12 protein-coding genes and 1 riboswitch are annotated in these 12,424 nt (G+C 43.0%); of the genes, 3 read left to right on the forward strand and 9 right to left on the reverse strand.

Going from position 1 to position 12,424, the window contains the following annotated elements; translation table 11 throughout:
- Nucleotides 1-282 precede the first annotated feature (282 nt).
- Nucleotides 283-735: an RNA recognition motif domain-containing protein gene (locus tag OCV56_RS15320; RefSeq protein WP_017061054.1), complete on the forward strand. Its 453-nt coding sequence runs from the start codon at nt 283-285 to the stop codon at nt 733-735.
- Here OCV56_RS15320 and murI read toward each other — a convergent pair.
- Genes murI through OCV56_RS15335 form a run of 3 tightly spaced genes read right to left on the reverse strand, consistent with a single transcriptional unit; the run spans nt 698 to nt 4,200 of the window.
- Nucleotides 698-1,504, reverse strand: coding sequence for a glutamate racemase (gene murI / locus OCV56_RS15325; RefSeq protein WP_086713442.1), 807 nt, complete (start codon nt 1,502-1,504; stop codon nt 698-700). The two genes, OCV56_RS15320 and murI, sit on opposite strands and share 38 nt — an antisense overlap.
- Nucleotides 1,505-1,564: 60 nt before the next feature.
- Nucleotides 1,565-2,230 (reverse strand): Dph6-related ATP pyrophosphatase, encoded by a 666-nt coding sequence (locus tag OCV56_RS15330; RefSeq protein WP_086713440.1) that lies wholly within the window; start codon nt 2,228-2,230, stop codon nt 1,565-1,567.
- A gap of 44 nt (nt 2,231-2,274) precedes the next feature.
- Complete coding sequence (locus OCV56_RS15335) at nt 2,275-4,200, reverse strand: TonB-dependent receptor family protein (protein ID WP_086713439.1); 1,926 nt, start codon at nt 4,198-4,200, stop codon at nt 2,275-2,277.
- Between the two features lie 40 nt (nt 4,201-4,240).
- Nucleotides 4,241-4,444, reverse strand: a riboswitch (cobalamin riboswitch).
- 154 nt (nt 4,445-4,598) lie between these two features.
- On the opposite strand from OCV56_RS15335, the gene trmA reads away from it, so the two are divergent.
- Nucleotides 4,599-5,708 carry a tRNA (uridine(54)-C5)-methyltransferase TrmA gene (gene trmA / locus OCV56_RS15340; RefSeq protein ID WP_048658870.1) on the forward strand — a complete coding sequence of 370 codons (1,110 nt, stop codon included), beginning with the start codon at nt 4,599-4,601 and terminating at the stop codon, nt 5,706-5,708.
- Between the two features lie 82 nt (nt 5,709-5,790).
- Here trmA and OCV56_RS15345 read toward each other — a convergent pair whose 3' ends face one another.
- The gene (locus OCV56_RS15345) at nt 5,791-6,162 is read right to left on the reverse strand and encodes a YijD family membrane protein (RefSeq protein WP_086713438.1); all 372 of its coding nucleotides are present in this window, start codon (nt 6,160-6,162) and stop codon (nt 5,791-5,793) included.
- Nucleotides 6,162-6,803 carry an HTH-type transcriptional repressor FabR gene (fabR, locus tag OCV56_RS15350; protein ID WP_010438693.1) on the reverse strand — a complete coding sequence of 214 codons (642 nt, stop codon included), beginning with the start codon at nt 6,801-6,803 and terminating at the stop codon, nt 6,162-6,164. Before fabR ends, OCV56_RS15345 begins: the two co-directional genes overlap by 1 nt.
- Nucleotides 6,804-7,130: 327 nt before the next feature.
- Between fabR and sthA the strand changes: the two genes are divergently transcribed.
- Nucleotides 7,131-8,531, forward strand: coding sequence for a Si-specific NAD(P)(+) transhydrogenase (gene sthA, locus OCV56_RS15355; protein ID WP_086713437.1), 1,401 nt, complete (start codon nt 7,131-7,133; stop codon nt 8,529-8,531).
- Nucleotides 8,532-8,713: 182 nt separating this feature from the next.
- Here sthA and dinF read toward each other — a convergent pair whose 3' ends face one another.
- The 4 genes from dinF to OCV56_RS15375 all read right to left on the reverse strand — a co-directional run bounded on the left by dinF (nt 8,714) and on the right by OCV56_RS15375 (nt 12,222).
- Nucleotides 8,714-10,069, reverse strand: coding sequence for an MATE family efflux transporter DinF (dinF, locus tag OCV56_RS15360; RefSeq protein WP_190960489.1), 1,356 nt, complete (start codon nt 10,067-10,069; stop codon nt 8,714-8,716).
- Between the two features lie 117 nt (nt 10,070-10,186).
- On the reverse strand, nt 10,187-11,047 hold the full coding sequence (locus tag OCV56_RS15365; RefSeq protein WP_086713436.1) for a class I SAM-dependent methyltransferase: 861 nt from the start codon (nt 11,045-11,047) through the stop codon (nt 10,187-10,189).
- Nucleotides 11,048-11,144: 97 nt separating this feature from the next.
- Nucleotides 11,145-11,765, reverse strand: a complete 621-nt coding sequence (lexA, locus tag OCV56_RS15370; RefSeq protein ID WP_019820514.1) for a transcriptional repressor LexA — start codon at nt 11,763-11,765, stop codon at nt 11,145-11,147.
- 94 nt (nt 11,766-11,859) lie between these two features.
- Nucleotides 11,860-12,222 (reverse strand): diacylglycerol kinase, encoded by a 363-nt coding sequence (locus OCV56_RS15375; RefSeq protein WP_086713435.1) that lies wholly within the window; start codon nt 12,220-12,222, stop codon nt 11,860-11,862.
- Nucleotides 12,223-12,424 lie beyond the last annotated feature (202 nt).

The following is a 12,424-nucleotide window of genomic DNA, read 5'->3' on the forward strand; positions in this document are numbered from 1 at the left end:
AACTCTTTTTCTCTACCGATTTCGCTGTGTGACTTTCGTCTCACTCCGTGTCGGTGAGGCGGCATTATAGAGAGATTGAGATGGAGCACAAGGGCTTTTTGAAATAAAAGTTTTGTTCGCCTAAAAAGCCACCAGATCCGCATTTTTCGAATAAAAACTAAACATTTGAGACGTATCACAGCAATACATTGGAAAAATGGAAGCCATGAACGTAAGATTCATGTGTCTATTTTGTTAATGGTAGATGCGTCTATTTCGTTTATTAATATGTAGTATTCCGATATGAACTCAAAAAAATCGATGTTGTTAATTGTCGCACTGGCTGTATTAGGCGGCATTGTTTTCTCTCAGGTAGATATATCGCCTGCAATTACCTTTATCCTTGGTGTCTTGGCTTCCGCTTTTGTTGTTAACTTTTCAAGCACCGACTCAAAATCAGATTCAGAACCTAAGGCTTCAACAAAAACACTTTATGTGGGTAACCTTCCATACAAAGCGAACGAATCACATGTACGTGAATTATTCTCAGAGCATGGTGAAGTATTTGCAGTACGTTTAATGAAAGACAAACGTACTGGTAAAAGAAGAGGCTTTGGATTTGTTGTTATGGCAAGTAATGATGTGAATCATGCAATCTCTGCACTTAACGATAAAGATTACATGCAACGAACTTTAAAAGTGCGTGTTGCAAATGATCCTAAACATCCTGAAGCGGACGAATCTGAACTGAGCTAAACCCTAACTGCTTTAACATACTATTTAGTGCACTTTCTTTTTTAGGAAGTGCACTACAAAAAACCTCACGCACTCCCTCTTCTTTATTAATGCTTTCCAAACCCAACAAATCTTGAACTCGCTTCGCAATCGCTTTACCAGAATCGATCAGCACTACGCTTTCGCCCAGTACTTGTTGAATCTCTGATTTGATCAGCGGGAAATGGGTACATCCTAAAACAGCCACATCAATTGTATTGATCATCGGTTGAAGAATCTGTTGCAACTCTTCTAGGCTAATCTCCTCGCCTCTGAGTTTATCTTCGGCCATATCCACCAGCCGAGTAGAACCCAACAATTCTACTCTTTTATTACTCGAGAAGTTTTTGATGAGATCATGTGTGTATTCACGAGTAATCGTCGCTGGAGTTGCAATAAGGCCAACGGCTTTATTAGCAAGTAACGAGGCAGGCTTGATTGCCGGGACAACACCGACAATTGGGATAAGGTTGTTAGCACGAAGTGTAGGTAGGACTATCGTACTGGCTGTATTACAAGCTATCACCACAATATCAATAGCGTGACTCGCAACAAAACTGGTCACGATAGTTTGGACTCGCTGAATCAGAACTTGCTGATCGAGCTCACCATATGGGTAGGCCTCGTTATCGAATACATAGATATAGTTGTGATTTGGTAGTAACTGGCTTATCTCTTTATATACAGACAAACCACCCACTCCAGAATCAAAGACCAATATGTTTTTTTGTATGCTTTCCGACACAACAATTACCTGTAATAAGTTCCGCAGCAATGATACCCCTTCACTCAGTTTTCGCCAATCCTCACGCTATACAATGCAAGCTCGATAGCGTTGATGTACAAAACGTTCACCTTGCTCTATCACTTCGAGCTCTATATCAAGCTTTCCTTTAAAACACGGTGCTGACGTCACTAGGGTATGGAACTCACCGTCTTCACCACATGGATCGACATGACTCGGTAAACTGTCTATTAGTTTTGACGTGTATTTCTGCCCACAGTAGCTCTTATCCAATGCGTCGCTATCAACCGTGACGAGAAAGGTTTCGATCCCTCTGTTTATTATCTCACTAGCTAGGGCTTGGCTGCTCTCTCCTATGAGAGGAAATACACACTCCCAACCAGCCGGTTCTATATAGCTTTTTCGGTAGTCGGCTATACCGTTACAAAACATATCGCCAAATGCGACCGCATCAATTGATAAGCCAGACCATTTCAGTGCTGAGACAATCGTACTTTGGTAAATCTCATTGCTTGGGAACACTTCAGGAAGCTCTATGGTGATGAGTGGCAAACCAATTAATTGCGCTTGCATGGCAACCACATCAATAGGAGTTACCTGGAAAGGGACTTCATCTCCAACATACGTAGTATAGAGAGCAACAACTTCATACTCGGCACTCTCAAGTAAACGCTCTAGGGTTAAGGTAGAGTCTTTACCTGATGACCAGCTTATGACGACTTTCTTTTTCATTGATATACCCAATAAGAAAAAACCGCCCGAAGGCGGTTAATATTCTAGAAATCATATGTCGCATTCAAGTAGTAAGCCCTCTCATTCCCCGAGTACCAGCCACTGTAAAATACATAACTTGCATATTTTTCATTGAACAGGTTTTCCGTACGAAAGCTCAATGTTAAATCATCATAATTGTAGTTAACCGCTAGGTTTACCAACCAATAAGCATCAAGCTTATCTAAGCTATTAGAGTTGTCACCATCTCGATACTTCTCACCAGTATAAACAGCATCAGTATAAAGACCTAAGCTCTCTGTCAGTGAGTAATCAAGTGCAACTCTACCTGTATGGTTAGCTACCCATGCGACGTCTTTTCCATCATTTACGCCTTCGGTAAACTGAGCATCAACATAACTATATTCAGCACTTAATAAAAGATCGTCAAAAACATAATAATCACCGGCAAGCGTTGCACCATTGCGTGTTGAAGCATCAGCATTAGCATTGCGCCCAGAGCCAGAGCTAGGATCGGTTACGTAGACAATTTCATCTTCTAGTTGGAGGTTGAAGAAGTCTGCTCTGAAGGAAAATACATCATCATTCCAATTCCAGCCGAACTCATTAGATATACCAGTTTGCGGTTTTAATCCAACAACACCAGGGAAGGTATAAGATTGCTCAGAAACTTTTGCGAATCGAAAATTACTTTCGGTACGGATATAAACTCTAGATTTATCGCTGATACGATAATTGGCAGATAACTCATAAGCTGTTGCATCGTTATCTAAGTCCTGCCCATCCGGGTACTGCACCATATCTGTGACTCGATCTTCCACTTTCGCATAACGACCACCGAGGTTAACAGTTAGATCTTGCGTCAGCGGGTAACTATAGCGAGCATAAACATTTACAGACTCTTGCTCATTATCTCTATCAGTCCAAGGGCTTGCATAATCGTAATGACTCTTTAACAAATCTAAGCCGACAATCAGATTTCGGGGACCACTTTCAGAATCGAAGGTTCCTTCAAACTGACCAGCATAAAACAACTGACCGCTTTCCGTTTCCTTGTCCGTACCATACGCTAAACCATGTCCAGTCATATCATCGAACATAATTTCATTCTTCAACGTCCAAGTGTTATTAAGCTTCTGATCGTAACCTAATCGCACACTTCGAGTTATCTCATGATTAAAATCATCTGGGTACGTTGTATTCGCTTGCGTTGGATCTTCCTTAAATTGCTCTTCAGTTAAGCTACCAGCATATTGTCTTTCTGTATCGTAATATCCAACTTCTACAAACAACTTCCGAGTTTCATCTCTATACTCGACAAACCCTAAGATTGACCCATTTTCGCTATCATTGTGATCTCGGTAGTTATCTGAGTTATTTTGAGTTGCAGAAAAGCGGTAACTTACTTCATCTGTAACACTACCAGACGTGCTCGTACTCAATATAGTGGTATTGAAGCTACCGTAAGTCGCACTCACAGAAGTAGAATTTTCCGAAGGCGTTCTAGTAACAATGTTAATGACCCCACCAACAGCCTGATCACCGTACAATACACCAGCACTCCCAGATAAAACCTCAATTGTTTCAATATCTTTAAGTTGAATAAAATTTAGGTTTGGAGCGACTAGATCTTGAGAATTTAAACGACGACCATCCAACAATATGAGCGTGTTACTTGAAGCTTGCTCACCGCTAAACCCACGTAAAGAAAAAGCAGCGCCACTATTTGAGTCAGATATTTGAATGCCAGCTCTACCACGCAGTAAAGACTCTAACGAGTTTGCACCACTTTGTTCGATTTCAGTACGGTCTATAATCACAATGTTTGATGGAACATCTGAAATAGTATTAACATTATTGCTGCGTGCTAAAACCACCATGGTTTCATCAGCAGAGGCTTCTTGGGCGTGTAAATTGGAGATAGGTGAAAGCAGCGATGCTACAGCAACCGCTAAAAGGGATTTGTTCATGTTGTGATCCTAAATCGCGTAAAGTCCTACCAAACCACATCTTATAGTTTGGCCGCTGGCAGGTATTCGGACTCAAGAGCACAACCCTATGGTTACCTAATATTCGACTTCCCACAAAAAGCTATTTGCAGTGTCTTATGAATACTCGTTCTCTTTTACCGCTGCGCGTCAGTTCTGGATTCACACCAGATTCCCTCTTCAGCCATCTATACATCTAAATGACACCAGCTTGCCGGAGATAGTATTGACCTATGAATCATTTGTCTAGTCTAAGATAGTTATAAGCTATAGTTTTCATGGCCTATTTACACTGAATGACTCTCAACACTGGACAAGCGCCTGTGATTGAATAAAATCTGCGCTCTTGATTTAAAAGCACGACAGCAAAAGGCATAACAATGGCGAATTTAGATGTAAACCCGCAACGCTACCAAGAACAACTGGCAGAAAAGACTGAGCGTCTTACTGAAATGTTCTCAGAATATAATGTGCCTGAGCTGGAAGTGTATGAATCTCCAGAACAACACTACCGCATGCGTGCTGAGTTCCGCGTGTGGCATGAAGGTGACGATATGTATTACGTCATGTTCAATCAAGAGACTAAAGAAAAATACCGTGTAGATCAGTTCCCTGCTGCTAGTCGCCTTATCAATGACTTGATGCCTCTATTAACAGATGCAATGAAAGACAACCATTCTCTACGCCACAAGCTATTCCAAGTAGATTTCCTTTCTACACTAAGCGGCGAAATTTTGGTGTCTCTGCTTTACCACCGTCAGTTGGGTGAGCAGTGGATTCAAGATGCTAAAGCACTTAAACAGCAATTAAACGATGAAGGTTTTAACCTAAACCTAATTGGCCGTGCGCGTAAGATGAAAATCGTACTAGACCGCGACTACGTGATTGAAAAGCTAGACGTAAATGGTGATAGCTACATCTACCAACAAGTAGAAAACAGCTTTACTCAACCAAACGGCAAAGTAGCCGAGAAAATGTTGGAATGGGCTGTCGACTGTACTCAAGACAGCAAAGGCGACTTGTTAGAGCTTTACTGTGGTAACGGTAACTTCTCATTAGCATTGGCACAGAACTTCGAGCGTGTACTGGCAACAGAACTAGCGAAGCCATCAGTAGAATCAGCGCAATACAACATTGCGGCGAACAAGATTGAAAATGTTCAGATCATCCGTATGTCTGCAGAAGACTTTACCGTAGCAATGGAAGGCAAGCGTGAATTCCGCCGCCTACAACAAGCGAACATCGATCTTAAGAGCTACAACTGCAACACTATCTTTGTTGATCCACCACGCTCAGGTATGGATGTTGATACTTGTAAGATGGTGCAAGGTTACGAGCGCATCATGTACATCTCTTGTAACCCTGAAACGTTGAAAGAGAACCTAGAGATCCTCAGCGAAACGCACGACATTACTCGTTTTGCTCTATTTGACCAGTTCCCTTACACGCACCATATGGAAGCAGGTGTGTTCTTAGAGCGTAAAGCATAGAGTTCGTTTTCTAGGCCAAGTCTAAGTAAACAGCAGATACAAAAAACGAGCCAATTGGCTCGTTTTTTATTTGTAGATTGGTTTAAGCGGTTTTACCGATAAAGCCTAATTTCTTACCTACCCACGCTAAAAGCAGCATCGCGACAATAATCGCAAAGAAGTTTGAACCTGCATCAGGGTATTGTGCTTTCACGAAAGCCGAGTGACCAAATGCACCCACGAAGAAACAAGCCAAACCTACTAGTGGAATATCTTCAGATACTGGGTTAGTTAGGTATTCTTGGTAAAGCGCTTGTACCGCCAACACTAAAGCAATCAATGGGAAAATAGAGAAGCCCACTTCGCTCATCGTTACCCAAGATAACAGAGCATCACCACACACACCGGCAATAACAGCAAGTACCAGTGTCTTTCTTTCTGAACCACGGTTTACAGTATTATTTTCATTCGACATTATTCAATCCCGCCTTTTAATCGGTTACGTTCACGTTCTTTACGATACCAAAAAGCCCCTTTGGCCATCATTCGCAATTGCATGATCAATCGTTCAGCTAATTCATCTCGCTGACGTCGATCTAAATCTAATGCTTCTGCCCCTGAGTTGAAGACTAAAATGACCGAGGCTTCAGCTTGAGTGAAAGCTTCGTCCCTTGTCATGCCAGTCGTTATCAAATATTCGGTTAACTCAGCAGAGAAGTGCTGTATCTCACGAGCTACCGCTGCACGAAACTCAAATGACGTTCCTGAGCGCTCTCGCAATAACAGTCTGAATACGTTAGGGCTGCTTTCAATGAATTCCATAAAGGTTTCAACCGATGTGCGAATCACACTGCCTTCTTTTACTATGCGTTGCCTAGCTTGACGCATTAACTGACGCAACAGTAAGCCACCTTCATCCACCATGGTTAAGCCAAGCTCATCCATGTCTTTGAAGTGACGATAAAAGGAAGTCGGCGCTATTCCTGCCTCACGAGCGACTTCTCTCAAGCTTAGGTTGGAAAAACTACGATCGGCACTGAGTTGGCTAAATGCTGCATCGATTAAGCTGCGACGAGTTTTTTCTTTTTGCTGTGCGCGAATGCCCATTGGTTTCATACTTTATCAATTTCTTCTTTTACAGCCTAAACAGGCATGTCTAATACTCTGTTCAATATAACGCGAATCACTTATTTATATAAGGCACTCTGGTTATATAAGACACTAAACATACCTCTTTGTTCACGTACCGAAGTAAATACGTTCGAAGAAAAAATTTCAATATCCACACTGTCATTTGGAGACATACGACATACCAAATATTATTTTTTCGATAACACTGCGTGATCCCACCGACTCTCTGATGCCCTTTTCATGTACCCAAGAACAGAATCAGTTAAAATCTCGCTAAAGCAATGTTAATCAAATATAACAAGGAAGATATCTATGCCACACTCCAACCACTTTGATGTAATCGTAATTGGTAGTGGCCCCGGAGGCGAAGGGGCAGCGATGGGATTAACCAAAGCCGGGTTGAACGTTGCAATCATTGAAAAAGAGAGCAGCGTTGGTGGTGGTTGTACCCACTGGGGAACCATTCCTTCAAAAGCACTGCGTCATGCCGTGAGTCGTATTATCGAATTCAACAACAACCCTCTGTTTTGTCAGAACAACAAAAGCATTCACTCAACGTTTTCCAACATTTTAGGTCATGCTAAATCCGTTATCGACAAGCAGACTCGACTGCGCCAAGGCTTCTACGACCGCAACCAGTGCACGCTGGTATTTGGTACCGCGCGTTTTATCGATACCAACACCATCTCGGTGATGCAGAGCGATGGTACTGAAGAGCATTACAGCGCCGACAAATTTGTTATCGCTACGGGTTCTCGTCCTTACCAACCAGATAATGTCGATTTCCTGCATGAACGTATTTACGACAGCGACTCGATTCTTTCTCTTAAACACGACCCGCAACACATCATCATCTATGGTGCTGGCGTTATTGGTTGTGAATACGCGTCGATTTTCCGCGGTTTAGGCGTAAAAACCGATCTTATCAATACTCGTGATCGTCTGTTGTCATTCCTAGACAATGAAACCTCAGATGCACTTTCTTATCACTTCTGGAACAGCGGTGTGGTGATTCGCAACGATGAAACCTTTGAGAAAATTGAAGGCACAGATGATGGCGTTATTATCCATCTAGAATCAGGCAAAAAAATGCGTGCCGACTGCCTACTGTATGCCAATGGCCGAACCGGTAATACCGATAAGTTGAACCTTGGTGCAGTTGGCTTAGAGGCGGACTCTCGTGGACAAGTATCAGTCAACACCAACTATCAAACCAATGTTGACCATGTTTATGCAGTAGGTGATGTGATTGGTTACCCTAGCCTAGCGAGTGCGGCTTATGACCAAGGTCGATTTGTTGCACAAGCGATTGTCAAAGGTGAAGCTGAACGCCACCTTATTGAAGATATCCCAACTGGTATCTACACCATCCCTGAGATCAGTTCTGTTGGTAAAACCGAGCAAGAACTAACGGCTGCGAAAGTACCTTATGAAGTGGGACGTTCTTCATTCAAACACTTAGCTCGCGCTCAAATCGCCGGTAAAGATATTGGTAGCTTGAAGATTCTGTTCCACCGTGAAACCAAAGAGATTTTGGGTATCCACGTGTTTGGTGAGCGTGCGGCTGAAATCATCCATATCGGCCAAGCAATTATGGAACAGAAAGGTGAAGCAAATACCATCGAGTACTTTGTAAATACCACCTTTAACTACCCAACGATGGCAGAAGCTTATCGTGTTGCAGCACTTAACGGACTTAACCGTTTGTTCTAAATAAAGAACCAACAGGAGTATTTGACCACCCATAGGCCAAATACATAAACAGCAAGCCATGAGCTTGCTGTTTTTATTTAAGATACTGAATAATATGGTATTGGTAGTAATTAGATCATGATGCTCTAAATACTACCTTACCTGTACAGCCTCTATTTTCCGTTCCCTGATGAGCGACTTAGCTAGGAGAGAAACTCTCCCTTCTTCCACTGAGAAACAAACAACACACCCAAGCCAATACCACGCATTGCCATAAAGCTCAGCATCGCAAGCCACAGTGCATGATTTTCTAGACTAGACGCTAAGAAAAAAATCACGAAGAAACTGCAGGTCGCCACGAACATACTATTGCGCATATCCTTGCCTTTAGTGGCTCCAACAAAAATACCATCCAACAAGAAGCACCACATAGAAACCAGCGGCATCGCTATCAGCCATGGCAGATACACTTCCGCTTGGCTCTTAACGTCAGGGATTGTGGTGATCATATTAATCAAGCTAGACCCTGCAATCGCGAACACGATAGTGAGCACCAAGCAAATATTGAAGCTCCAGAAAAAGGTGCCAATCAATGATTGGTTTAATTCGTCTTTATCTTTCGCGCCAATCGCTTTACCGACCATGGCTTCCATAGCGTAGGCAAAACCATCCATCCCATAAGAGATAATCATCAAGAAGCTCATCAACACCGCATTAGCTGCAACTACATCATCACCAAAGCTTGCCCCTTGGAAGGTCATGAAAGTGAACGTGGCTTGCAGACACAAAGAGCGCAGAAAAATATCGCGATTCAGTTTTACGAAGCGACTCAAACCTTGACTGGTTTTCTTAAGTAGATCCCAAGGCGATGGTAACTGTTTCTTCGCCCAGATTCGGTAAACACAAATCAAGCCAAACGTTAAGCCTGCATAATCAGCCATGACAGATGCCAATGCAGCACCCTCCACTTGCCACCCTAAGCCGATAACAAAAGCGATATCCAAAACGATATTAGTAATATTGGTGATAATCACCATCCACATTGGTGCTTTGGCATTTTGAGTCCCGAGTAACCACCCCAAAATCACAAAGTTAGTCAGCGCGGCAGGTGCACTCCAGGCGCGGATTGAGAAATATTGCTGACCATAATGCTTAACTTGATCACTGGCGCTGCTCAATGAGAAAACTAAATCGGCGACTAGACTGTGTAAAAGCAAAAAGGCACCTGCAAACCCTAAAGCCATGGTCACGCCTTGCACAAAAACTAAGCCAAGCTGCTTGCCATCATTTGCGCCATAAGATTGCGCGGCTAGTCCTGTTGTCGACATACGCAGGAAACCAAGCAACCAAAAGGTCACGCTGATCATGGTACCGCCCAGCGCCACACCGCCTAAATACCAAGAGTGCTCCAGATGACCGATAACCGCAGCATCGACTAAGCCCAACAGCGGAACGGTAATATTGGAGAGAACCATCGGGATCGCGAGCAACAGCACTTTTTTGTGCATCGCCTGATTGGATAGCGTTTGAAAAATAGTTTGGGGATTAAATAGCTTCACGATCACCTCTTAGGTTAGAGGCGATAGTTTAACCTAGTGAGTGTGCTTTCACTATGTTGCGGAATTTTACTTATACCGGTTATGTATTCAGTGACTCGAAATGCAGAATCGTTCGGATTACCACTTAACAAGCACTAATTGCGGCGTTAAACGCTTTTTGACCTGAGAGATCTTACAAAGAAGTCGTTGCCACAATTTCCAACGATTGCATTGTTGATCAAGCGGAGAAAACGCTTTTACCCATTGCGCCCATGGCAACCAATTAAGAACGCTGTCTACCGGAGAAGACAACCCGTGAGCATATTCACCAGATCCTAACTTCTGCCCCAACGTACTTGAGCTCTTATCTCCGGCCAAGACTAAGCAGGCGTGAGCATGAGTAAAATAACGACTGAGAGACTGAATAAAATGTGCCGTCTGCTGTTCATTACAATCAAGCAACGCATGTTCACACACCACCATTACCGAGGCTTGCTCTGGGATGTTCAGTTCATCGAGCCACGTTAGATCGTCAACCGAGCCACATTCCAAACGATAGCGTTCATTTTTGTGGAACAAACGCTGGCGCCAAACTAGGTTTTCTGTGACATCTAATTCAACCCAATGACAGCGGCCATTATCTAAACGGTAGAAACGGGTATCGAGCCCGGCTCCAACATTAATGACCCAAGCATCTGGGTTGTGAGATAGAAATTGTTGAACTTGAGAGTCACAAAGTTGAGTCAATGTTGCGTAGAGAAGCTGTTGCTGGTCGAGTTCGCCAGTAAGACATTCTGGTGCGAGTTGGCAACGCTTACAGGCTTGTGCTGCTATAGGGTCATAAACGAGACCATCATCGGCTAGACTTTCACGACTACGAAACCAAAGATGTTGAACGAGGTTCGTCGGAACTTGGAATTCTTGATGTGCGGAATGTTGTTTAGAGGCGTGCGGCTTACGAATAAGCGGCTTAATTTGAGGTTTGGTTGGATTTGGCATCATCATCTTCCTTGTATCTCGACAAAGAAGATGATAATGAATATCAATTACAATAACAAGTTATTGAGAATAAATATCAATAAGCTGTTTGTACTGACTACATCCAGTCGGTGTTGCGAATAATACCAACCGCAAGTCCTTCGATAGACAAGTGTTGAGATTCTAGATCGACATGGATTGGAGAAAACTCTTCATTTTCAGCATGTAACAGAACTGTTGAACCTTTACGTTCTAGGCGTTTTACCGTTACATCATCATCGACACGCGCTACGACAACCTGACCATCGCGTACATCTTGTGTTTTATGAACAGCCAGTAGATCACCATCCATAATACCGATGTCTTTCATACTTTCGCCATTTACACGAAGTAAGAAGTCAGCTTGTGGTTTAAACATGCCTGGGTCAACTTGGTAATGCATTTCTACATGCTCTTGAGCCAGAATAGGCTCACCAGCGGCAACCTGACCGATTAATGGTAAACCTTGCTCTTCGTTTGCTGCATCTTCAAGCAAAATACGAATACCGCGAGACGCACCCGGGATAATCTCAATCGCTTCTTTTCGAGCAAGAGCTTTCAAATGTTCTTCTGCAGCATTAGCAGAACGAAAGCCTAGTTCACGCGCGATTTCTGCACGTGTCGGTGGCATACCGGAATCTTCGATCTTACCTTTGATAAGGTCAAAGACTTGTTGCTGGCGGGGCGTTAACGGCTTCATGATTCACCTGTCTTTTTATACAGTTGACTGTGAGTATATCCAGTAACTGAACAAAAGCAAAGCAATTGGTTGTTTTTAGTTCATTTTTAGCAAATTACAAAAACAAAATATCTAGCCACACATAACCGGTTAGTGCCAAACAGATGAAAACCGCAGCCGAACCGACATCTTTGGCCATCCCGGAAAGCTCATGGTGTTCACTGCCGATTCGGTCGACAACCGCCTCAATCGCGGTATTGATTAGCTCGACAACCATCACCAACACGACTGCTGAGATCATCAGGATTCGCTCTACTTGGCTTACATCTAAGTAAAATGCCAACGGAATAAGCACAGCCGCCATGAACACTTCTTGCCGAAATGCAGCCTCGTTTTTAAACGAACTGGTAATGCCTTGCCATGAAAAGCCTGCAGCTTTGATGATGCGTTTGAATCCGGTGTTTGATTTTTTCGTCATTTTTGACCCTATACTCAATCAGTCGATGAATGATTTTCCACAAACTTAACGGCAATATGACTATTTCCATTAAAAGGTTAGACCAGTTTCTGGTATTCTTGCATCGATTAAATTTACGCCTAGGCTTATCCCTATTTCACTCATAGGATTTATCCTTTTTATCATAGAAATAGAGATACGCTTCAGCACATTGAAATAACTA

The organism is Vibrio gigantis, from assembly GCF_024347515.1.
GTDB classification, from domain to species: Bacteria; Pseudomonadota; Gammaproteobacteria; order Enterobacterales; family Vibrionaceae; genus Vibrio; species Vibrio gigantis.